This window comes from Sneathiella sedimenti, from assembly GCF_017313765.1.
GTDB lineage: Bacteria > Pseudomonadota > Alphaproteobacteria > Sneathiellales > Sneathiellaceae > Sneathiella > Sneathiella sedimenti.
This window is the reverse complement of sequence record NZ_JAFLNC010000001.1, coordinates 148,515-171,688: the sequence shown is the minus strand read 5'-3', so window position 1 is coordinate 171,688 and position 23,174 is coordinate 148,515. Positions and strand designations below refer to the sequence as shown.

The following is a 23,174-nucleotide window of genomic DNA, read 5'->3' as shown; positions in this document are numbered from 1 at the left end:
CTTTTTGTCGCAGACTATAATCCGAGTCGGATCAATTTGTCATGTATTTGCTTTATGCTGCCGCCGGCGCCGAGCGTTCTTCCCATTTGACGGCCTTCAGGTCGAGCACGAAAATGGAATAGATTACCGGGACCAGCAGCAAGGTCGTAAAGGTCGCGATGGTCAGGCCACCGATCTGTGCATAACAAAGCGGCTGCCAAAGCGGTCCGCCATGGAGGGCGAGGGGACCGAGACCGAACACTGTAGCGCCAACAGTGATCAGAACCGGCCGGAGACGAACAATCCCCGCGTCGAGCAACGCTTCCCTTAATGGCTCACCTTTTTCATGCATTTCCTCGATAAAATCGAAAAGTACGATTATATGGCTGACGATCACGCCGATGAGAGCGACGATACCAAGAAAGGCCATGAAGCCGAACGGGCTGTTGGTTACCGCTAGCGCGATGAGCGCCCCGATGATGCCATAGGGCACTGCCGCCAGCACAATCAGTGGCTTGACGGCACTCTTGAACTGAAAAACAAGCGCGACGAAAATCAGCCCGAGGGATATACCCATAACTTGGGAAAGTTGTTTGAAGCCTTGTTGAGCGTTCGCCTGCTCGCCCGTAATCTCCATCTTAAAACCAGGGGGAAGCCGTTCCTCAAACATCGCGAGGTCGTCCTGGATGACCGCCATGACTTCTGACGGCAGAACCCCGGCCAAAGGAAAGGCCCGGACATTGATCGTGCGGAAATGCTCTTCGCGCAGGATCCGCTCGGTATGGAGCTGGTATTCGACAGTCGCTATCTGGCCAAGCGGCACCTTGTTGTTATTCGTGGTGGCAAAAACATACAGGTTTTCAAGATCGGATAGCTGCGCCCGTTCCGACGGCTGGAGGATTGAGACAACGGGAATGTTCTTGTCGCCGCGCTGCAAAGTCGTGACCTGGTTGCCATTCAGCCCGGCGGACGAAGACGCCGCAATATTCTGGTTGGTCACGCCGGCAAGAAAGGCGCGATCCGGGTCAATGTTAATGCGAAGTCGCAAGGACTCCCCGCCCCAGTCTTCGCGGGCCCGCGCCGCGTTCGGTGCTTTGGCGAGAATTTTAATCACATCACCGGCAAGCTTGCGAAGGGTGGCGATTTCAGCCTCTGATTCCGGACCCTCTGACTGAACAGCAGATTTTGCAATAAGACGGATTTCCACGGGGTAGGGCACCGGATTAGTTTGCAATTGACGCACGTCAATGATGGCTTCCGGAATTTTCGCGCTCAGGGCTCCCTGCAAATGTGGAATAAGTTCGGCTGTCAGGTCCTTGTTGTTTACGCGCATCACGAGCTGAGCGTAATTTCGCTGATGCAGTTGCGGTGTGACTGAGAACCAGAAGCGGGGCGCGCCGCCGCCAATAAAGCTCGCGATGGATTGCAAAGGATCGCCACCGGCTTTGGGACCGAGGCTCGCGCCGAATTCTGTTGCGACACCTTTGATGATACTGACCGCATCCTCGACAACCTTCTGCGTTTCATGGATATTCGCGTTATTGCGAAGCGCGACGTCGGCGTAGAACAGATACTGGACATCATCCGGAAAAAAGGAGGTTTTCAGCGTTTTGCTCAACGGTATGATCAGGGCGATAAAAGCAAAGGACGCGACCAATGCTTTCTTCCGGTGATTGATCAGGAAGCTGCCAACACGGAAATACAGGCCACTGAAACCTCGCTCGCGCCGTTCTTCAATAGTCGGTTCCGGCTTATCACGTGCCCTGAGCAGATAATAGCCAAGAAAGGGCAGAAAGCTCATTGAGACAAGCCGGGAGCAAATAAGCGCGGTCGTCATCACGACCGGAAGGCTGTAAAGGAATTCCCCGGTATTCCCGGTAAGCAACAGGAAGGGAAGATAGGCGACAACATTGGTGATGGTCGCGAACATAATAGCATGGGCGAGTTTGGTCGGGCCTAGCCAGGCGGCGAGGGTTCTCTTCTGGCCCTCCGCGAGGCCGCGTTTGATGGCATCGCCCGCGACCACCGGATCATCGACTAGGAGGCCGAGGGCGATAATCAACGTTGCGATTGAAACCTGCTGCAATTGAATGCCCAATGCATCGATAACCCCGAATGTCATGGCCAGCGTTATCGGGATGGACATCATCATCAAAAGAGCTGAGCGCCATTCCCAAAACCCAAGGAACGATATCGCCACGACAAGGATAATGGCTTCAATAAGTGCCGTCATGAACAAATCGATATTTTCAGCCACCTGGGATGGCTGGTTCGAGATACGCTCAATCACCAGGTCGTCGGGAAGATGAGGGCGCACTTCTTTTAACAGGGCGTCGACGGCCTCTCCAAACTTGCCGATCTGGCCCCCATCGCGCATCTGGATGGCGAGAGAAATTGCCTTGCCACGGTGCCAGTTCCCTTGCTCATCTCGCCAGTTGTAGTAATTGAGGAATTCCGGCGGGGATTGATATCCGGGGACGACTTCGCCGATATCTCGCAGATACACAGGGGCCCCGGATGGGGATTTCGTAAAAGCGGTCCCGCCAATCTGGTCGGGGCTGGTATATTTGCCAACCGGTTCGACCAGCACACTGGAACCGCTCGCATAAAACTCTCCGCCTGAGATATCGCTGTTGCGTGCGCTGATCGCACCAGACACATCGTTCGGCGTCAAGCCGTAGGAAGCGAGAAGATCCTGTGAATATTGCAGAAATATCTTCTCATCCACGACGCCGGAAGAATTGACGACGGTTACCAGCGGGATGGTCTGTAAATTACGAATGATCAGGTTGGAATAGTCATCTAGCTCCCGATAGCTGTATTTACCCCCGGGAGACGCCTGCAGGATTTCGTTAGTTTTTGACGGGTCATCTATGATGAGTGCTGGCCAGGCATCTTCATGAAAACTGACTTGTCCTAGCTTCACCTGCAGGAATTCATTTAGTGCCATGCGCAAATCGGCATCAGAAAGACTAGTTTCAAGGTCGAGGCCGATAAACCCTGCGCCCTTCAGGGATGCGATATCCGAGGCTTTCTCGCTTTTGATCAGGTCATCCTTGAACAGGTCCATTTGCCGGCTTGGTGCGGTCAGGGCGATATCGCGCGGCATCACGACGATCAGGGAACGACGGTGTTCGGTCCCACGGCCCGTTTTTGTGCGTGCGGCTTTGATCGCCGCCTCTATATCCCTGGCACGGAGGGAGATTTCCACTGGATTTTCGGTCGGGCTGGCGATGGTCATAAGGATCGCGGCAGTATCCCCGAACCCGTCGTTGAACTGTATGGGCCCCGCGCCTTCGGGCAGGTTAAGTGCTTTCAGGTTGAGGTCGATCTCGTTAAATGCTGCCTTCGTATCATCCAATGTTTCCTCCAGCTGGATCTGGACAATGGAAAGATTTGGCAAGGTCATTGATTTCACGGCAAATTTCGTCGTGCTGACCGGATGTAGTGTCGAACTGAGAGCGATCTGCTGTTCTATCGGGCGGGTGACAAGCTGTTCAATCTTCGTCGCATCGGCGCCGGGCCAGCTCGTTATTACCGAGGCAACCCGAACTTCTATGGCGGGATCTTTCGCCTTGGGCATGGAGAGATAGCCATATATGCCCCACATGAATACAGCGAGGAGCAACACCCAGGAGATATGCCGGTTTTCCGTAAAATAGCGGGCGGTATTGCGGGTTTCCGAAAAATCTTTCACCGGCCAGGCACCCCCTTTCCTTCAAGTGATACGGTCACGGAATAACGGCCACTTGCTGTCCGTCCCTGAGGAATGAGGCCCCGTTTATGACGACCCGTGCTTTGTCGTCGAGTCCGCCCAGAACGATAATCTTGTTACCGTGAACATCGCCAAGTTCCACATCGGTGAGCTTCGCAATCGTTTTATCGGCATCCGATTGTAAAACGAAAACGGCATATCCGTTCTTGTCTGCCTGAGAGCGGACCACTGCGGAAAGAGGAAGGAGCGGTCCTTGCACGTCACTTCCGGCGCCCTTCGGCAGGCGGAGGGAGGCAATCATCCCGACCTTCAGGAGGTTTTCCTTGTTGTCGATGTCGATCTTTACGTCGAAAACTCGGCTATTTGTATCGGCGGAAGGGGCGATTTCAGATATCTTTCCAGTAAAAACCTTATCCGGGTAGGCCTGGGTCACGACGCTCTGAGTATCCCCGATTTTGAGCGACTGGACGGTGTTGTCCGGAACGCCGAAAACCGCCTTTACCATCGTGGTATCCGCAATAACGAAGGCAACGGTTTGTGGATTCGCGAGCGACCCGACATCCAGATTACGTTGCAGCACAACCCCATCCAGTGGGGCGGCGAGATCGAAATCATTTACGTTGTTGCGGGCAATTTTCTGCGCGGCCTTGGCGTTTTCCATTTGCGCGACAGCATTTTCATATTCCTGCTTTGCACTGTCATAATCGGGGGCGGTCATGCTGCCAGATTTAAATAACGTTGTCGCCCGATCATAATCCTGTTTGCCCTTGTTCAGGTTGGCTTGTGCGGCGGCTACCTGACTGTCGGCCTGAGAGAGGCTGTCGCGAATATCCTTTGAATCCACCGTTGCAAGGATATCGCCTTTTTTCACAATATCGCCAGCCTGGACAACGCGTTCCTTGCCGTCACCATCCTTGACCTGCATCAGCGCCGTCACATAACCCGTGACCTTGAAGGCGACATTGACTTGCGTGTTCGCCTCGATATTGGCGCTGTAGCGAACATTTGCACCGCTGGTATCCTGAGACAGTATCTCAGCGCGGACAGGCTGCAAGGGAGCCGGTTTTGGCGCCTCCTCTGAATCGCAGGCCGTCAGGACGGATAGGCCCAACACCATGCCGAAAAGGGCAAAAAATCTTGGTGACATCTATTCTTCCCCCAACGCCTGCTTCAATTCCGCGCTGGCATTCCATACGCCGAGCAGCGCCTGATGAAAATCATCATTTGCCTGTTCCAGTTGAGATTGGGCATCCAGTAAATCACTAAGCAATATTGTTTTCGCTTTATATTGATTGAAGCTCACCCGCAGCTTCTCCTCCGCGGCCCTTTTGGCGACTTCAGTCACCGGAACAAGGGCTCTTGCCACGTCCAGGTTCCGGATGCTTGCGTTTACTTGTGCCCGAATTTGATCTTCATTATCACGGAGCGAATTCAACGCCTGTTGAAGAGCGAAACGCGACCCTGCCACATTGCTCTGATTTGCCCCCCAAGTGAAGAAATCCCATTTTGCGAGCAAACCGACATACAGGCTTTCATCGGGTAAAAGTGTGGTGTTTTCGGTGCGGCCATAGCTGGCAACTAGATTGACCTCAGGGAGATAACCGCTTTTCTGGATTTCTACCTCTGTTTCTGCGGCTTCAACCTGAAGACGGGCCTCTCGGGTTTCAGGCCTCTGGGCGATCGCTTGATCTTCCGCCTGATCTACGTTGTAGGAGAGAGATGGGTTAGCATCGACCGGCGTTACACGGAAAGGCGTGGAAATATCTCGGCCCAGCATTGTGTTGAGTTGTTGCTTGCTCGTCAGCAAGTCATTTTGCTGCGAAACAAGTTGATGACGGGCAGAGGCAAGCTGTGCCTCTCCATTCAGGAGCTGATATTCTAGCTCCGTCTTTTGCGCCACATTATCTTTCAGGATCTTGACGAGTTCCTCGTTGAACTGGACAGAGGAACGGGTCGCTTCAATCGCGCTTTCTCCACTTAAAATCTGGTAATAAAGCTGTTTGACCTGAAGGGTAATGGATTGTTCTGTCTGGCGGGATTGCTGACGCGCGATTTCCTGCTGCGTCTTAAGCTTGTCGACGTTGAGGCCAATTCCATAAAGACCGACAAGCGGTTGGGTTGCCGTCAATGAATAGTGGGTGGTAAAGCCGTTTGTTGTATCAATGGAGACATTGCTGGATGGAACCGGGCTGCCCCCGACGGTCCCGAGTGATCCCTGCTCGAAGGTATATTCATTGTCGACAAAATTCTGGAGGCCGTTAACCTGGGCGCTTAACTGCGGAAACTGTTTGGCCTGAACAGCCTTCTTTTGCTCTTCGACAACGTTGATTTGCAGTCCGGCATTTTTAAGTTGATAGTTCTGTGTTTTGGCAATCAGGAGGGCATCTTCAAGAGTAAGAAGCGGGTCTTCCGCCGCCCATGCCGTCATCGTTGTTACAACGCAACCGCCGAGCAAGATTGCTGACAGTGCGGGGAGTAGGTTCACCATGATAACAATTTCCAACGAAGCATTATTGCCAACGAGCCTTTATTGGAACTGAAAAAACATAACGGTTCAATTCAACCATGTCAAAGCGATTGACATGGGACGGTAGGGCATGAAGCCGCCGAACATACTGGGCAAAAGAGCCGTACTCATTCGCCAGTTTCGAGGGTTTCAAAATCCGCAGGAAGGGTAATTTCAATCAATTCGAGATCATCGGAATGGGCGAGTTCCTGATGCCTGATTTCGGGAGGTTGATGGACACAGGAACCTGCTTTGAGTGTCACCTCACCTGTTCCTTCATACCAGAATTTGACCCATCCTTTGAGAACATAGACCATCTGGAATTCCAACTTGTGAATATGATTGTCGCCAACGGCATGTTTGCCCGGCACAGCACGGATGACGTGGGCGCCGACCCGGCCATTGGTGGCCTCCTTGATGCCGAGATCGCGATATTCGAAAAAGCCGCGAAGCCCACCGGAGAATTCTGCGTCGTCGGCATGGTTCACAGAAAGTTTCATTTTTCTCTCCCTTAACTCTAGGTGATAGTTTCAGGCCCGGGCTGCCTGGTGCTCGCGTGTTCTCCAAAGCAGGAGTGCCATAATGCCCATATTCAGCATATTCCAGGCAATGCCATTGATAAACGCCGCCTGGTAAGAGCCGGTAAGATCGTAGATCAGCCCCGAAATCCAACCGCCGAGCGCCATGCCCACGACTGTCATCATGATAACCAGCCCAACCCGTTCGCCGGCTTCCCGCGCGGGAAGATACTCGCGTACAATAATGGCATAGCTTGGAACAATGCCGCCTTGTGACAGGCCGAATATCAGCGAAACGACGTAGAGGGAGGCGAGGCCGTTAAAAGGGATATAGAGGAAGAGCGCAAGGCATTGCAGGAATGAGCCGAGCAAAACCGTCCGGACGCCCCCGATATGATCGGCCAGAAAGCCCGAAAGCAGCCTGCTGACAATCCCGCCCGCAAGCATGATCGCGAGCATTTCCGCGCCGGCCGACACGCCAAACCCTAGGTCTGCGCAATAGGCGACAATATGAACCTGCGGCATGGACATCGCGACACAGCAGCTTATTCCGGCAATACAAAGCAGGATTTGAAGCGCCTTTGGGGAAATATCAATACGACGCTTGGTGACGGATATTGCGTCGGTGGAGGGGGATAACTCGATGGCATGCGGCGGCAGGCGCCGGCGAAGCAGAAGTGTCATCGGCATCATTACAGCGATTGACGCAACGGCGACCAGCATATAGGCATCGCGCCAGCTTTCCGTTGCAATTATGTCTTTCAGAACTAGTGGCCAGAATGTCCCAGCAAGGTAATTTCCGCTTGCCGCGGCGGCGACAGCGATGCCTCGGTTGCGTTCGAACCAGTGGGAAATATCGGCAATCAACGGACCAAAGGTGATCGCCGATCCAATTCCGATAAAGACGCCCTGTATAATTGCAAAAGTCCATATATTCGTGGAAAGCGCACCGAGAGCGAAACCCGCACCAAGCATCAGGGAGGCCGCGATCATCGGCAACACAATTCCAAATCGGTCAATCAATCGGCCAAACAGAAAATTGCCGACCGCAAAGCCAATCATTGTGGTTGTATAGGGGATCGACGCTTCGGATCGGTCGATGGCGAATTCTTCCTGAACCGCGGGCAACACGACGACAACCGCCCACATGCCCGCACTGCCAATCAGCGAGATCAGAACTGAAATGCAAAGCCGAACCCAGGAATAACCGCTGTCGAGATACGGCGTGTCAGAATTATATTGTGAGTTAAAAAAGGACAAGCGACACGCCCTTTCCCGCTAATGAATGGTTATTGGTTTTCTTCTTCAGAGCTACACTAGCATAGGCAATGTATTTCCTGCACCTCTTTTGATCGAATGATGCAGAACGACAAATCCCGTTACCGGATAGTTGTTTTCATTCTAACCGCCAGAGAGTAAGCTCAATCTTGATGGACACAGAAAGAATACGAGAATTTCTCGAGCGGGGATTGGAGCAAATACTGGCTCTAGGCTCTGACGTGAATATCCTGTCACAGCTTCTTGCGGCTGTTGGTGGTCTGGTTATTGCTTATTTTACGCACCGAAGGTTGCAGGCAGCCTTTCTAAACCTTCACGACCGCTTTCCCGGCAGATCCCCGTTCGCCAAAGCATTCGAGATTTTGGCGGCGTTATCCTTGCCGCTGATATGGCTGACGATTGAATTTGCGATCCTTGCCATTTTTCAGGGTGTTGGTCCTCCGTCCCATATCATCAGTGCAATCTGCTCTCTTCTTGTTGCCTGGATCGTCATCAATGTCGTCACCAGTCTCGCGGAGAATAAAATCTGGGCCCGCCTGGTTGCCTTCTGCGCCTGGACGATCGCGGCACTCAATATACTTGGATTGCTGACGCCGACTCTGGTGTTCCTGGAGGATCTTTCCTTCAGTCTTGGAGACACTCGCATTTCAATGCTGGGGATCGCCAAGGCACTGGTTGCGGGCATCATTATTTTTTGGGTTACCTTCGGCCTCTCCCGTTTTCTCGAGGCGCGAATTCACAAGTCAAAAGCGCTCACGCCTTCCGTACAGGTGCTGACGGCGAAACTGGTGCGGGTTGGCCTTATTTCCGCGGCCGTTCTGATCATTCTGTCTAACTCCGGCATTAATATTACGGCTTTTGCGGTTTTCAGTGGTGCGCTTGGTGTGGGCATCGGCTTTGGGCTCCAGAAAATTGTCTCCAACCTGATCAGCGGGATCATCCTGCTTCTCGATCGCAGTATCAAGCCGGGCGACGTGATCGAGGTGGGGCAGACTTATGGACGTGTCAACGCGATGGGCGCGCGCTATGCCTCCGTTATCACTCGTGATGCGATGGAATTTCTTATTCCCAATGAGGACCTGATCACCCAGCAGGTCATCAACTGGTCGTACAGTTCAAAGAATGTCCGGCTGCGCGCGCCGATCGGGGTCTCCTACGATACAGATATCCCGACGGCGCTCAAACTGATCGAGGGGGCGGCAAAAGACGTGCCGCGAGTGTTGAGTAACCCGGCTCCAAAATGCCTGATGCGCGGTTTTGGGGACAGTGCCATTGATTTGGAGCTCAGGTTCTGGATTGCAGACCCAGAGGAAGGGTGCCGGAATGTGACGAGCGAGGTTCTGGTCAGCGTATGGAAACTTTTCAAGAAAGAGGGGATCAATGTGCCCTTCCCACAGCGCGATATTCGTGTTGAAATGATCAATCCAAATTCACCGGTTCTGTCGGAAAGCAAGGATGGAAAATGATTAAAGATACCGTTGCGGCTTGGCACGACTGCATTGGGACAAATGATCCGGAACTGCTCGATGCGCTCCTGCATGAGGAGGCAACCTTTCACAGTCCCGTTGTCTTCACACCACAACAGGGCAAGAAAATTTCCGGTAAATATCTGATGGCCGCCTTCCGTGTGTTAAATGGTGACGATTTCAAGTATGTGCGCGAGATTGTCGGATCGACCGACGCGGTTCTGGAATTCACGACAACCATTGACGGCATTGTCATAAATGGGGTCGACCTTATTCAATGGGGCGAAGACGGAAGAATAACCGATTTCAAGGTCATGATCCGCCCCTTGAAGGCGATCAATCTTGTTCACCAGAAGATGGCGGAATTGCTTGCTCAATCAGCATGAAAATGAGAATTTAACTTCCTAACTTTCCGGAAAATACAATGACGACGGACCAAATTCTGCTTTTCTCGCTGTTCGCGGTTGTCTTTGCCCTGCTCATATGGGGGCGCTGGCGCTACGACCTGGTTGCTTTCGTTGCGCTGGTCATCGCATTGGTGTTGGGCCTGGTCCCGACGGAGCTCGCCTTTTCAGGATTCGGCCATCCGGCGACGATTATCATCGCACTGGTGCTTGTCGTCTCGCGGGGGCTGGTGAATTCGGGCGCAATTGACCTGATCACGCGGCGCCTTACGTCACTTGACCTGAAACTTTCGAGTCATATAGCCGCGATGGGTACTTTGGGGGCAGTTTTCTCGGCTTTCATGAATAATGTTGCGGCGCTTGCGATGTTGATGCCGGTAGACCTGCAGGCCGCTGCCAAGGCAAAGCGCGCGCCCCGTATTACTTTGATGCCGCTCGCCTTTGCAACAATATTGGGAGGGTTGATCACACTGATCGGCACGCCGCCGAATATCATTATCGCCTCCTATCGGGAAGATGCGCTCGGCGCGCCCTTCTCGATGTTCGACTTCGCCCCCGTCGGTCTGGCCTGCGCAACAGTTGGCATTGTTTTTATTATGTTAATTGGCTGGCGGTTTATCCCGGGTTCCCGCGACAGCAAGGCTCCGATGGTTGATCTGCTTGATCAGGAAGGATATCTCGCGGAACTGCTGGTACCGAAAGAATCCGCTGCGGTCGGGATGTTGGTCAGGGAACTTGACGGTGTTGCCGACGACAGCGATGTGGCCGTCGTCGGTCTTGTCCGTAATAACAAGCGGCTTGCGGGCCAGGCGCGGAACGTGGAAATCCGCGCCGGCGATATTTTGGTTGTCGATGCGGGCGCCAAGGGAATCGATCAGTTCCGCGGCGCAATGAAACTGGAGTTTGATGGTGAGAAGCGCCACGAAAAGGCGGAAGCCGGTGGCATGGTTCTAATGGAATATGTGGTGCCGCGTTACGCCCGCATCGAGGGACGTTCCGCCATGTCTCTTCGGCTTCTTGTCCGTCATGGTGTGACACTGCTTGGCGTCTCGCGACAGGGCCGAAAGTTCCGGGAACGGGTGCGTAAACTCGATATCGAGGCCGGTGATATTTTACTCCTCCTTGGGCCGGTTGACCGGGTTCCCGACGCGGCGCAATGGATGGGTGTGCTGCCGCTGGCGGAACGAGGACTATCCGTAACGCAATATCGTCGTGCCGGATTGGCCGCCGGCATTTTTGCGGCTGCGATTATCGCAGCGAGCTTCGGCTGGCTGTATTTGGCGGTTGCGCTGGCAATTGTCGTCGCGGCTTATGTGGCGCTTGATATTGTTCCAATCCAGGAAGTTTATCAGCATATTGAATGGCCGGTTATCGTTCTTCTCGGATCGATGATTCCGCTGGGGGCGGCGCTGGAGGAATCCGGCGGGACAGCCCTGATTGCGGGCGGGATCGTGGACCTGACGGCTGGCCTTCACGTCGTCGTCGTTCTGACAGTCCTGATGGTGGTGATTATGACCCTGTCAGATGTGCTGAATAATACGGCGACGGCGGTTATCGGGGCACCTATTGCCGTTGATATCGCAAACCGGTTGAATGCCAATCCTGATCCATTTCTGATGGTCGTTGCGGTCGCCGCGTCCTGCGCCTTTCTTACCCCCATTGGCCACAAGAATAACACGTTGATTATGGGTCCCGGCGGTTATAAATTTGGCGATTATTGGCGCATGGGATTGCCTCTTGAGATACTTGTCATAGCGGTGGCGATTCCCGCAATCCTGTTTTTCTGGCCGCTCTGATGCTGCGGCGGATACCCGTAACAAAAATTCCTATTCACAGCACATTTCAAAGGATGTGAGCATGTTAAAAAACAAAGTTGCGGTTATCACGGGGTCAACCTCCGGAATTGGCGCGGGATGCGCCAAAGCGCTCGCGAAAGAGGGATGCCATGTTGTTCTCAACGGGTTTGGTGATGCGGCGGAAATAGACGCCCTGCGCAGTTCAATCGAGACCGACTATGGCGTGAAATGCTTATACCATTCCGCTGATATGACGAAGCCAGATGAAATAGCGTCACTGTTCGAAATGGCGGCCAAAGAATTCGGCGGTGTCGATATCCTTATCAACAATGCCGGCATTCAATATGTCTCTCCAATTGCCGAATTCCCGACGGAAAAATGGGACGCCATTATCGCCATCAATCTGTCCTCTGCCTTTCATACGATGCATCATGCCATCCCGCTCATGACGAAGCGGGGATGGGGGCGGATCATCAATATGGCGTCAGCCCATGCGCTGGTTGCTTCCCCCAACAAAGGAGCTTATGTCGCCGCCAAGCATGGGATCGCCGGGCTCACCAAGACCGCGGCACTGGAAGTCGCACGAGACAATATCACCGTCAACGCGATCTGTCCGGGCTATGTCTGGACGCCGCTGGTTGAAAAGCAAATCCCGGATACAGCGCGTACACGGGGAATGACCGAAGAGGAAGTGATCAATGATGTGATGCTTGCAGCGGCGGCAACAAAGAAATTTACCACCATAGAGCAGGTGGCGGGATTGGCCGTATTCCTGTGCAGCGATGTTGCAGAAAACATCACGGGAAGCCTGCAATCCATTGACGGGGGCTGGACAGCACAATAGGGGAGCAGAGATAGATGACTGCGGACAGCATAGCTCTTAGCATTAATGGCAAGCCAAAGGATATCGGGGGCCTTGAGGTGCGGCGCCTTTTGCCGGTTGCGAAATGTCGATCGGTCGGTGCTTTTGTGTTTTTTGATCATATGGGCCCCGTGACCTTCAGGACAGGTGACGGAATGGATGTGTTGCCCCACCCGCATATTGGCCTGGCCACGGTTACCTATCTTTTTGAGGGATCAATTATGCATCGCGACAGTCTCGGCTCGGTGCAGGAGATTTTCCCCGGTGATGTGAATCTGATGACAGCGGGACGCGGGATCGTTCACTCAGAACGCAGCAGTGAAGAAAGCCGGTCCAGTGACCAAAGCATCCACGGTCTGCAACTTTGGGTGGCCCTCCCAAAAGAGCATGAAGAAATGGCGCCCGCCTTTTCCCATACACCAAAATCGGCCCTGCCTGAACTAAGCGGGGAGGGCTGGCATGGACGCCTTATCGCGGGCAGTCTGTTTGGGGAGACGTCTCCCGTTGCGACGATGAACAGGTATTTCTTTGCCGATTTGCGATTCGATGCCGGTGTCTCCATTACATTTACGCCAGATTATGACGAAGCGGCAATCTATGTTGTTGAGGGGGAACTCGATATTGATGGCGCGTCAGTGGAGGCGGGGGCGCTTGCCGTGCTGAAAAAGTACCCAAGTGTCACTTTGACGTCGATGAAAGAGACAATCTTTGTCGTTCTTGGAGGCGAAGCGTTGCCAGAGCCTCGATATATGCACTGGAATTTTGTCTCAACCAGCCAAGAAAGAATAGAACGCGCAAAAGACGACTGGCGGGCGCAGCGCTTCGATGGCGTGCCGGGCGATGATTCATTCGTACCGCTTCCGGAATGACTTAGGCTGTTCATCAATCCGCCGAAGCAGTTGACAGCGATCCCTTTGAGGGGTTTGATGTTTTCTTATCAAGATCGGGGTGACGCGAGAGTCAATTTCAACGCGGCCAGCGTCCGAAAAAAACAACAATAAAAAGGGACAACCAGATGAGTTGGGAAAAAGAGATTGAAGAGTTAAAGATCCGTCAGAAGCTTGCAAAGAAAATGGGGGGAGAAGAGAAGGTCGCGCGTCACCTGAACGCAGGCAAACTCACTGTTCGCGATCGCATCGACAAAATTCTCGATGAAGGGTCTTTCGAAGAAGTCGGCTCGGTTACGGGGAAGGCGGAGTATGACGCCGACGGCAATCTCGTTGATATGCAGCCGGCAAACCTGATTACGGGGCGTGGCCGTGTGAATGGCCGTCGTGTGGTCGTCGCCGGAGATGACTTCACTGTGCGTGGTGGTGCGAATGATGCGGGTATTCGCGAAAAACTGATCCATGTGGAAAATATGGCAGGGTCCCTGCATCTGCCGCTGATCCGGCTTGTCGACGGAACAGGCGGCGGCGGTTCGGTCAAGACAATTGAAACCGAGGGCCGCACCTATGTCCCCGAGGTCCGTGGCTGGCATACGGTGATCGAGAACCTCTCAAAAGTGCCCGTGGTTGCTCTTGCTCTCGGCTCGACTGCCGGGCTCGGTGCGGCGCGTGTGGCTGCAAGCCATTACTCAGTGATGGTCAAGGAAACGTCTCAAATGTTCGTTGCAGGTCCGCCGGTTGTGGCCAGAACGGGCGAGATACTCACCAAGAATGAGCTGGGCGGCTCTGAAATTCATACCCGTAATGGCGCGGTGGATGATGAAGCCGGATCCGAGGAGGAGGCATTTGAGCGTGCGCGGCGGTTTTTGTCCTATCTCCCGCCGTCCGTTTTTGAATTGCCCGAGCGCGTTGAGACAGGAGATGACCCGAACCGTCGGGAGGATTGGCTGATCAACGCCATTCCGCGAGATTCGCGCAAAGTATATAAAATGCGGAAAATCATTGAAGCCGTTGTCGACACCGGGAGTTTCTTTGAAATCGGCAAGAAGTGGGGCCGATCCGTCATTACCGGTTTCGCACGGCTGGATGGCTGGCCGGTTGCGGTCTTGGCAAGTGATCCTTACCACTATGCCGGCGCGTGGACAGCGGACGCAGCGGACAAAGTCCTTCGCTTTGTTGATCTGGCCCAGACATTCCACCTGCCTGTAATGCATCTTGTCGATATTCCGGGCTTCCTTGTCGGACGGCAGGCGGAAGAGCAAGCAACGATCCGCCACGGTGTGCGGGCGATGGCCGCGATTGCCCAGGCAACCGTGCCTTGGTGCGCAATTATCGTTCGCAAGACCTATGGTGTTGCAGGTGCTGCGCATATGAATTCGGGGCGTTTCAATCTAAGATATGCGTGGCCTTCTGGTGACTGGGGGTCCTTGCCAATCGCCGGAGGACTTGAAGCGGCCTATAAGTCCGAGATTGAGGCGTCTGACGACCCCAAGGCAAAGCTTGATGAAATTGAGGAGCGGCTAAATCGCCTGAGATCTCCATTCCGGACAGCAGAGCGGTTCATGATCGAAGAAATTGTCGATCCGCGCGATACCCGGAAATTGCTCTGTGATTTTGCTGAAATGGCGGCACCCCTGCGCGAGGTCGGTGTATCCAGCTTCAAGGTAAGGCCTTAGCTGCCTCGTCTAGCCTTTTTGACTATTTGCAGGCAATTATGAAGGAAGTTCGGCTATCAAGGTGAGGATAATCCTGATTTTATAAAGTAATTTTGGCGTACTTTGGTCACATGACCTTCGAGTTTGAGAGTATTATCGGCGGTAATTTAACGCCCATTGTCAACTCATCACGAGGCCAGCCATGGCACAAAAGAATTTGCTGCAACTTCGCTCCGATATTCGTGCCCACTACCTTACGAATGAGGCGGAGGCCGTTCAAAAGCTGATCGACGATCTCGATCTTTCGAAAGAGACGCGGGACCGGATTGTCGATCAGGCGGTGGTGCTGGTAGAGGAGCTCCGCCGTGCGGACAATCCGGGCGTTATGGAAACCTTTCTTGGTGAATATGGTCTCACGACAGAAGAGGGGGTTGCCCTGATGTGTCTGGCAGAGGCGCTCTTGCGTGTGCCGGACGAACTGACCATGGACGTCTTGATAAGTGACAAGATTGCGCCAGCAGACTGGAGCAGACATTTAGGGCATTCGTCTTCTCCGTTGGTAAATGCCTCTACCTGGGGGCTGATGTTGACGGGAAAGGTGGTGCATCCTCTGGACGAGAGTTCACTGGATGTCGTCGGGCAACTCAGAAAGCTTGTGAAACGGGTTGGTGAACCGGTCATCCGTACTGCCGTCAGTCAGTCAATGAAGATACTGGGACATCAGTTCGTCCTCGGCCGCGATATTCAGGAAGCGATGAACCGTGCGCGCGGCATGGAAAAAAAGGGATATACCTATTCCTTTGACATGCTGGGTGAGGCAGCGCGAACTGCGGAGGATGCACAGCGCTATTTCATGGCCTACTCGAAGGCAATCTCCAGCATTTCGGAGCATAGCACCAATGCGGAGAGCCGCAACAACCCGGGGATATCCGTAAAGCTTTCGGCGCTTCATCCGCGCTATGAGTATACACAAAGAAAGCGGGTGCTTGACGAGGTGGTTCCCCGCCTGTCGTCCCTCGTTTTTCAGGCTAAAAACGCCAATATGGGCTTTAACATTGATGCGGAAGAGGCGGACCGTCTCGATCTCTCCCTCGATATTATCGAAGCTGTCTTGTCCAACCCTGATTTGAAGGGATGGGATGGCTTTGGCGTCGTGGTGCAGGCCTATGGACCGCGCGCTACCTATGTTCTCGACTGGCTGTGTGCGTTATCCAGAAAACTGGACCGGAAGATCATGGTCCGGTTGGTCAAGGGCGCCTATTGGGACACGGAGATCAAGCTTGCCCAGGTGATGGGGTATGACGGTTATCCTGTATTCACCCGCAAGGCGGCCACGGATGTCAGCTACCTTGCCTGCGCGAAAAAACTGCTCTCCATGACGGACTATATCTATCCGCAGTTCGCAACCCATAATGCGCATTCAATTGCCGCCGTTCTGGAAATGGCGGAGGGCGTGGAAAACTTCGAGTTCCAGCGGCTTCACGGCATGGGGGAGGGGCTGCATGATCTCGTGATGACGCGTAACAAAAACCGTTGCCGAATTTACGCGCCCGTCGGTGTTCATGAAGATCTGCTGGCGTATCTCGTTCGTCGTTTGTTGGAAAATGGCGCAAACAGTTCATTTGTGAACCAGGTTCTGGATGAAAAGGTCCCGCCACGGCAGGTTGTGCGCGATCCGCTTGCCGCCATAAAGGCCTATCCAACAATAGAAAATGATAAAATCCCCCTCCCGGATGTGCTTTACGGCACAAGACGGCGTAATTCCGCCGGCATCAATTTCCCAAACCCGTCGGTTCTGGCGGAGTTCGACGATGCGCGCAATGCTTTCAAAAGCGCGACATGGCGGGCCGCGCCTGTGATCGGCGGAAAGGTAAGGACAGGGCAGGGGCGGGATGTCTGCAATCCATCCATGCGATCGGATATTGTTGGCCGCGTAATAGACGCGACCCCGGAGGATGTCCGTAACGCGGTTTCAATCGCCACTGAGGGGGTAAATAGCTGGCGCGAAACACCGGTGGATGATCGCGCGAAGATGCTGGAGCGTATCGCCGACCTCTATGAGAAAAACCGCGTTGAGCTTATGTCTCTGCTTGCCCGGGAGGCTGGAAAATCCCTCATGGACGGTATCTCCGAGGTGCGGGAGGCCGCCGACTTCTGCCGATACTATGCTCTGCGTGCGCGGGAGGACGCGAAAACGAAAGAGGCAAAAGGACGTGGACCTTTCGTTTGTATCTCTCCCTGGAATTTTCCGCTCGCCATTTTTACCGGGCAGATCGCCGCCGCCCTGGTTGCGGGCAATACAGTGATCGCTAAGCCGGCCGAACAGACCCCGCTGATTGCTGCACGGGCTGTTGAACTAATGCGGGAGGCCGGAATTCCGGGCAATGTCTTGCAGTTCCTTCCGGGCGATGGCGCGGTTGCCGGGGCAGCCCTTGCTTCACATCCTGATATACAGGGTGTGTGCTTTACCGGTTCAACGGAAACGGCGCAGCGTATTGCGCGATCCATGGCGGAGAATGCAGACCCAGAGGCGCCCTTAATTGCGGAAACTGGCGGTCTCAATGCCATGATCGTCGATTCAAGCGCATTACCGGAACAGGCGGTACGGGATATCGTCGCGTCGGCGTTTCAGTCGGCAGGACAAAGATGCTCTGCACTTCGTGTCCTCTATGTCCAGGAAGACGTGGCCAACAAGGTCATTCACATGCTGGAAGGAGCGATGGGGGAACTCAAAATTGGCAATCCCTGGAATATTTCCGTGGATGTCGGGCCCGTCATCGACGGAGAGGCCAAATCCATGATTGAGGCGCATTGCAAAAAGCTGGAAGCAGCGGGCCGGTTGATCAAGAAACTACCGCTTCCGTCTGAAGATAGGGCCGGCTGCTTCGTCAGTCCGGCCGCTTACCGCATTGGCGGAATAGAGGAACTGGAAAAAGAAATATTTGGTCCTGTCCTGCACATCGCGACCTTCAAGGCTGAGGATGTGACCAAGGTGGTCGAGAAGATTAACGCCACGGGCTATGGCTTGACGCTCGGCCTGCATACACGCGTTGACACCCGTGTCCAGGATGTGTGCGACCGGGCCCATGTCGGCAATCTCTATGTCAATCGCAACCAGATTGGTGCAGTTGTCGGTGTCCAGCCGTTTGGTGGTGAGGGGTTGTCAGGAACGGGACCAAAAGCGGGAGGTCCATTCTATCTTCACCGTTTTACAAGGGCAGCCGGGCAGTCGGCTTTGTCTTCTGCGCATTCCGCAGATGAATGGACGGAGGTCCAGATTTCTGACGAACATCAGGCAGTTATTCGGGAATTGCAAAATGCACAAACCGTGTGGGACCGGCAGGAAGATCGCCGGGTCGTGTTGCAGAAATTATCAAGCAAGCTCGATGGAAATCTTCAGACGATCATCGACGCAACGCTTCAACGGGCAGGATCCTATGATCCAACCCCAGTCGATCTAGTGGGTCCGACAGGGGAAAGCAACCGCCTAAGCCTGCATGGGCGTGGTGTAATTCTCTGTGCTGGAACGGAAGCAATAGAAATGGCAGCCATGGCTCTCCTGACCGGGAATAGTGTCCTGCTCGCGGATGCCCCTGATGAGGCAGAAGGCCTGATTAAGGCTTTTGACATGGAAAAGAAACGAAAAGGTCTTGTTGACCGGCTAACTGGGAAGCTGACGCCGGGCCTCGTGGCGGGACTGCCATCTCTGGCTGGGGTATCGCTGACGGCCGGCGAGTATGATCTTCGCAGTTACCGCCAGGCAATTGCGGCGCGGGATGGTGCCATCATACCGCTCATCGTTGGCGGGGAGGATTGGGAGGTTTATACTGCAGAGCGGGCACTTTGCATTGATACGACGGCATCGGGAGGCAATACCAAACTGCTTGCCGCAAACGAGGCTTAATCAATCCCCATGCAGTTCGCATAGTATGTGGTAGTTGCGGGCCAGTCGGAAAAGACGCCAACGACACCCACCTCTTTCGCAAGAACATCAAGGACGGTCATTACATCACCCTCGCTATCAATGGCCTCCTTGACTGTCTGATAGTACCAGCCGCCACCATTTGTGAGGGAGCCGGAACGCTCCAACGTCCAGGTAATAATCTTCAAGCCAGCCTTTTTGGCTTCTTGCGCGTAAGCTGACGGGACGATCCCGCCCTCATCATTCACGGCAAGCAGCATCCAGGTCGGCGGCGCAATATATCGGACATTTTTTTCCGAGAGCTCTTTCATGCTCGGTGAAAAAGTATCCGGATTATCGGGGTTAAGCGCGTTACCGCGATAGCGGCCATCAAGAAAAACTGCCTGCGCGCCGAAGTCCGGCTCATTTTCGATCCAATAGAGCACGTCGTCCAGATTGAAGGATTGCGGAAAGACGCGCTTTGGGTCAATCCCCGCCGCCTTGTAGTCCGCAATCAGTGCTTTAGCGTAGTCCTGTTGACTGTAACTTCCGTTGTAAGGCATCGAGACTTCGGCGGATTTGAGTTCTGGTGTGAACTTTAGGCCAAGACCGTCAATCAGCGTAATACTCTCTTGATGTGTCATCAGGGTGCCATTTGACGCGTAGAGGTCAGTGCGCCAGCCTGGAGTGCCCTTTAGGTAATCCACTATGGTTTCAGCTTGCTTATTCGCTCCGTCCATCTTGCCATTCAGTGACTTGAACTCGGCAAGGGTCAGATCAGACGCACAGCATTTCACCGAAGCTTTGCCGCCATTCTCGCTGGCCGGGGAAAAGGGAACAGAACATTTTGCCGCCAATTCCGGCCGGCTGAGAATGTCGGTCGTCAGGTGCAGATCGCACTGGGAATGGCGGCAGACAAGTGCCTTGTCTTTGGTGAAGGTCACATCGCATTCGAGGATGCCGGCGCCCATGCGCGCCGCAGCGAGATAGCTCTCTTTTGTATGTTCTGGAAACTGCAGGGAAGCTCCGCGATGCCCTATGGAAAAGTCGGTTGTCCTGGCGGATTGTGTCCGGCATTGAAGGAGCTTATCCTTCAATTCCCCCTGATCCATATCATCCACCAGAAAAAGAGGCCGCGGCCCAAATGACACAGCATCCGCTGCCTGAGCGGTGTTTGCCTCCCAACTTTCGTTCGGGGAAAACATAGCCAATAACAAGATCAGGAAAAGGCGGGCTATCTTCATGTTACGTCCTTCTCGGATTCTGCCAGTAGGTGACCTTAGCCCTTATTACAAAGGCTGTGTATTCAATTTTGTGATAGAAAACTAATCCGCGCTATTTACGCCGCCAATTAACAATGATCGGCCCTGCAACGGCACAGGCGAGTCCCACCAGGAATAGATGGGACAAATGCTCATCCAATATAAGTGCACCAAAAGCGGCGGCCATGATTGGAGCAATTGGAACATAAATGGCGGCCTGCGATGGAGAGAGCTGCTGCAGACCCCAGTTAAAGAGGAAAAGGCTGAATGCCGCGGCAGGACCTGCAAGATAAAGGATCCAGAGCCAATCGCGTGTGTCATATCCCGCCATGACTTCACCGATACCTTCACTATACGCAACGGGAAAAATCACCATGGTTCCGGCGCTCATCCCGATAATGGTGAGCAGCAGGACGGAGCGATTTTGCATCAGGCGGCTGGAAAAGGCATTATAGGTTGCCCCGCAGCAGACGGCCATGAAGAAGAGGGTTTCTCCAAGCCAGCTGCTTGAAGCGGTGTCGGCTGTAAACGCTTTTTCCCCGATGGCGAGCGCAACGCCGATAATTGACAGAATTGCCGCGAACAATTTGATGCTATTGAGGGAATCGCGTCCCGAGATTGCCGCGATTAGCACGGTCATGATGGGAATGAGGGCAAAGATAACAGCGCCACGGGAGGCGGGAATGTCTTTCAATGCGGTATTGACGAATAGATGGAACAGACCGAACTGAAGAATGCCGAGAAGAATCACCGTCAGCACTATTTTCAAGGGCGGCATGACAATCCGGCGGCGCCAAAGCAGCGGCAGGAGGATCAGTGTCGCCAGGCCGTATCGGAGAAACCCGAGCGACGCGGCGGCTTGTTGATCGGCCATGATTGCTCGTATAGCAACAAAGGAAAGGCCGAGTAGGACGACCGAGAGTAACAGAGCACCATGAGGCAACAGGGTTGCGAGTGCCTGTCCTTCCTCTTTATTCTGCAGCTGGTACTTAGGCAAGACCGAGGCTGTACATGGTATAAAGGCCGAGTGACAGGGTGCCGATACCGACAACAGCCTGCACCCCGTTATAGGCCCATGTCATGGACGCTGCGGAATAGCGCAACGGCACGGCAATCACGGCGGACAGGGCCGCCATACCGACAATGGACCCAAAGCCGAAGAGCGCCATATAAAGAATTGCTGTCATGGTCGTCGTGATTGTTCCGGCAACAAGCACTACCAACGCGGCGGAACCTGCCATTCCGTGCATGAGTCCGACTGCGAGAACACGCGCTGTCAGGCTCTTGTTGTGGGTATGCTCATGGGCAGATTTGGCGTGCTTACCTTCACCGCGATGGGAGTGGGCGTGCAAATGGGCGCGGCCTTGAGAGCTGTGTCTATGGAAATGAAAATGCACCCGGTCCCGGACCACCCGGCGGATCACATCTGCACCAAGTACAACCAGCATAACGCCAACGGTAAATTCCAGCCAGTGAGCGAGTCCCTCCGGCACCGAACTATTCATCACGATGACGAGAGAGCCAATAGCCATAAGTGCCAAGGTATGGCCAAGTCCCCATACGGCACCATGAAAAATCGTCTCACGGATACTTTTACTACCTGATGCAAGACTGGCGACGGCCGCGACATGGTCTGCCTCCAGTGCATGACGCATACCTATTAAAAACCCGAGAGTAAGTATCGAAAGCATTCTGACATCCGTGAGGCGGTAATTGTTACAGGAATTGCGTGTGACTGATCCGCGCGGATCAACATGGTACAGGGAGAGTACCTTCGGACATGGAGGATCGCCAGCATTAATTTGTCGCGTGGGTAAATAGTGTGCCCGAATTTTGGCGGGGGGAGCGTCTATAGTACAGCTAGCTTGCGTCGCATCCCTTCAACGTTTCAGTTATCATCGAAAACAGCTCGTCCGCCCGCTCCGTATAGGTGAGGCGAATGCGTTCTGGGGGAACAACCACCACCTCATCGGTCGACTTGTCCGCAAATTTGAAGGAAAAGACATAATTCGGATAAAATCCCATCCGCAGATCAGTAATCGTCTGAGAGCCATCCTTTTCACCGTAGGAGTAAAATCCATCTGTAAACCATTCCAGTCTCTTCACTGACGGCGGGATATCCTTTACTCCGGGTGGAATTTGATGGCGTGGGACCGTGACCAGATTGTGCATTCCGCAATTATTGACGAGGCTGGTCAATCCGGTTGCCAGTTTATCCTCTGAAACAGCTGTGACCTGCCAAACCAGAAGGTTAAAGGCCGTCGGTTGAACATGAATGCGCATGTCCCGAAAGACGGGGTCAGCGCTGGCTCGGCTGGAAATGATCGTGTTACCGGTCAATCCGACCGCGAGATAGGCACAACTAAGCCCCAGCATAATGCGGTTCATTCGATATCCGCCGCCCGGTTTGCGTCGCGCCAGGAATATTGCCGCGATTCCGGTCAGCAAAAGCAGCGTATAAATCGGATCGATAATAAAAACAGACGGCAGGGCAACAGGGGGGCCGATTTCCAGTGGCCAGAGGATTTGCGTGCCGTAGGTGGTTAGTGAATCCAGGAGGCTATGGGTGATTAGCGCCAGCCAGACAGTAAGAAACAGTATTTTCTTATGTTGCCAGCTTGACGGGGCAATTTTGCCAATTGCAAAGGTGATAAACGGGGCCAGTGCCGTTTGGACGATCACCGAATGGCTGAACCCGCGATGATAGGTCATGTTATCAATGGCATCATCAAGCGGAACGAAACTATCCAGATCCGGTAAGGTTGCGACAATTCCACCGATTAGCAATGCCTTTGGGCCGATGCGTGGGCCCAACAATGCGCCGGAAATGCTTGCGCCCAATACAAACTGCGTCACTGAATCCATTTTATTCCTGTATCTTTGCGTGATTATTTACCGGTTCAGTCGCTGTTTTCAACTTCCGAATTGTTTTCCGGCGCCTAACC

General features: G+C 53.7%; 16 protein-coding genes. 7 read left to right on the top strand and 9 right to left on the bottom strand.

The genetic code is table 11. The features are described 5' to 3' along the window. Positions 1–52: 52 nt before the first annotated feature. From J0X12_RS00825 to J0X12_RS00805, 5 genes are all read right to left on the bottom strand, one after another. On the bottom strand, positions 53–3,676 hold the full coding sequence (locus J0X12_RS00825) for an efflux RND transporter permease subunit (protein ID WP_207040991.1): 3,624 nt from the start codon (positions 3,674–3,676) through the stop codon (positions 53–55). Positions 3,677–3,710: 34 nt separating this feature from the next. After that, on the bottom strand, positions 3,711–4,841 hold the full coding sequence (locus J0X12_RS00820; protein WP_207040989.1) for an efflux RND transporter periplasmic adaptor subunit: 1,131 nt from the start codon (positions 4,839–4,841) through the stop codon (positions 3,711–3,713). After that, the gene (locus tag J0X12_RS00815; RefSeq protein WP_207040987.1) at positions 4,842–6,182 is read right to left on the bottom strand and encodes a TolC family protein; all 1,341 of its coding nucleotides are present in this window, start codon (positions 6,180–6,182) and stop codon (positions 4,842–4,844) included. A 146-nt stretch (positions 6,183–6,328) separates the two neighbouring features. Further along, a complete protein-coding gene (locus J0X12_RS00810) occupies positions 6,329–6,700 on the bottom strand; it encodes a cupin domain-containing protein (protein WP_207040985.1) in 372 nt (123 codons plus the stop codon). A gap of 30 nt (positions 6,701–6,730) precedes the next feature. Further along, positions 6,731–7,978 (bottom strand): MFS transporter, encoded by a 1,248-nt coding sequence (locus tag J0X12_RS00805; RefSeq protein WP_207040983.1) that lies wholly within the window; start codon positions 7,976–7,978, stop codon positions 6,731–6,733. Positions 7,979–8,148: 170 nt separating this feature from the next. Between J0X12_RS00805 and J0X12_RS00800 the strand changes: the two genes are divergently transcribed. The 7 genes from J0X12_RS00800 (at position 8,149) to putA (ending at position 18,970) form a co-directional block, all read left to right on the top strand. After that, positions 8,149–9,462 carry a mechanosensitive ion channel family protein gene (locus J0X12_RS00800; protein ID WP_237687955.1) on the top strand — a complete coding sequence of 438 codons (1,314 nt, stop codon included), beginning with the start codon at positions 8,149–8,151 and terminating at the stop codon, positions 9,460–9,462. Beyond that, entirely contained in the window at positions 9,459–9,848 is a 390-nt protein-coding gene (locus J0X12_RS00795) for a nuclear transport factor 2 family protein (protein ID WP_207040979.1), read from the top strand. Before J0X12_RS00800 ends, J0X12_RS00795 begins: the two co-directional genes overlap by 4 nt. A 38-nt stretch (positions 9,849–9,886) precedes the next feature. Beyond that, positions 9,887–11,662 carry an SLC13 family permease gene (locus J0X12_RS00790; protein WP_207040977.1) on the top strand — a complete coding sequence of 592 codons (1,776 nt, stop codon included), beginning with the start codon at positions 9,887–9,889 and terminating at the stop codon, positions 11,660–11,662. 61 nt (positions 11,663–11,723) lie between these two features. Then, positions 11,724–12,506: a 3-hydroxybutyrate dehydrogenase gene (locus tag J0X12_RS00785; RefSeq protein ID WP_207040976.1), complete on the top strand. Its 783-nt coding sequence runs from the start codon at positions 11,724–11,726 to the stop codon at positions 12,504–12,506. 14 nt (positions 12,507–12,520) lie between these two features. Beyond that, positions 12,521–13,393 carry a pirin family protein gene (locus J0X12_RS00780; RefSeq protein WP_207040974.1) on the top strand — a complete coding sequence of 291 codons (873 nt, stop codon included), beginning with the start codon at positions 12,521–12,523 and terminating at the stop codon, positions 13,391–13,393. A 146-nt stretch (positions 13,394–13,539) separates the two neighbouring features. Then, a complete protein-coding gene (locus J0X12_RS00775; RefSeq protein WP_207040972.1) occupies positions 13,540–15,087 on the top strand; it encodes an acyl-CoA carboxylase subunit beta in 1,548 nt (515 codons plus the stop codon). Between the two features lie 181 nt (positions 15,088–15,268). Beyond that, complete coding sequence (gene putA, locus J0X12_RS00770; RefSeq protein ID WP_207040970.1) at positions 15,269–18,970, top strand: bifunctional proline dehydrogenase/L-glutamate gamma-semialdehyde dehydrogenase PutA; 3,702 nt, start codon at positions 15,269–15,271, stop codon at positions 18,968–18,970. Here putA and J0X12_RS00765 read toward each other — a convergent pair. The 4 genes from J0X12_RS00765 to J0X12_RS00750 all read right to left on the bottom strand — a co-directional run bounded on the left by J0X12_RS00765 (position 18,967) and on the right by J0X12_RS00750 (position 23,094). Then, positions 18,967–20,211, bottom strand: coding sequence for a glycerophosphodiester phosphodiesterase family protein (locus J0X12_RS00765; RefSeq protein ID WP_207040968.1), 1,245 nt, complete (start codon positions 20,209–20,211; stop codon positions 18,967–18,969). The two genes, putA and J0X12_RS00765, sit on opposite strands and share 4 nt — an antisense overlap. Positions 20,212–20,302: 91 nt before the next feature. Beyond that, entirely contained in the window at positions 20,303–21,172 is an 870-nt protein-coding gene (locus J0X12_RS00760) for a DMT family transporter (protein WP_273543370.1), read from the bottom strand. Positions 21,173–21,218: 46 nt separating this feature from the next. After that, complete coding sequence (locus J0X12_RS00755) at positions 21,219–21,920, bottom strand: high frequency lysogenization protein HflD (RefSeq protein ID WP_207040963.1); 702 nt, start codon at positions 21,918–21,920, stop codon at positions 21,219–21,221. 169 nt (positions 21,921–22,089) lie between these two features. Then, entirely contained in the window at positions 22,090–23,094 is a 1,005-nt protein-coding gene (locus J0X12_RS00750) for a metal-dependent hydrolase (RefSeq protein WP_207040962.1), read from the bottom strand. Between the last annotated feature and the right edge of the window lie 80 nt (positions 23,095–23,174).

Excerpts from the sequence above, each read along its gene's own strand:
- J0X12_RS00820 (WP_207040989.1), bottom strand. The coding sequence starts at position 4,841 with ATGTCACCAAGATTTTTTGCCCTTTTCGGCATGGTGTTGGGCCTATCC.
- J0X12_RS00755 (WP_207040963.1), bottom strand. The coding sequence starts at position 21,920 with ATGCTTTCGATACTTACTCTCGGGTTTTTAATAGGTATGCGTCATGCA.
- J0X12_RS00800 (WP_237687955.1), top strand. The coding sequence starts at position 8,149 with ATGGACACAGAAAGAATACGAGAATTTCTCGAGCGGGGATTGGAGCAA.
- J0X12_RS00765 (WP_207040968.1), bottom strand. The coding sequence starts at position 20,211 with ATGAAGATAGCCCGCCTTTTCCTGATCTTGTTATTGGCTATGTTTTCC.
- J0X12_RS00795 (WP_207040979.1), top strand. The coding sequence starts at position 9,459 with ATGATTAAAGATACCGTTGCGGCTTGGCACGACTGCATTGGGACAAAT.
- J0X12_RS00785 (WP_207040976.1), top strand. The coding sequence starts at position 11,724 with ATGTTAAAAAACAAAGTTGCGGTTATCACGGGGTCAACCTCCGGAATT.
- J0X12_RS00780 (WP_207040974.1), top strand. The coding sequence starts at position 12,521 with ATGACTGCGGACAGCATAGCTCTTAGCATTAATGGCAAGCCAAAGGAT.
- J0X12_RS00775 (WP_207040972.1), top strand. The coding sequence starts at position 13,540 with ATGAGTTGGGAAAAAGAGATTGAAGAGTTAAAGATCCGTCAGAAGCTT.
- putA (WP_207040970.1), top strand. The coding sequence starts at position 15,269 with ATGGCACAAAAGAATTTGCTGCAACTTCGCTCCGATATTCGTGCCCAC.
- J0X12_RS00815 (WP_207040987.1), bottom strand. The coding sequence starts at position 6,182 with ATGGTGAACCTACTCCCCGCACTGTCAGCAATCTTGCTCGGCGGTTGC.
- J0X12_RS00750 (WP_207040962.1), bottom strand. The coding sequence starts at position 23,094 with ATGGATTCAGTGACGCAGTTTGTATTGGGCGCAAGCATTTCCGGCGCA.
- J0X12_RS00790 (WP_207040977.1), top strand. The coding sequence starts at position 9,887 with ATGACGACGGACCAAATTCTGCTTTTCTCGCTGTTCGCGGTTGTCTTT.
- J0X12_RS00810 (WP_207040985.1), bottom strand. The coding sequence starts at position 6,700 with ATGAAACTTTCTGTGAACCATGCCGACGACGCAGAATTCTCCGGTGGG.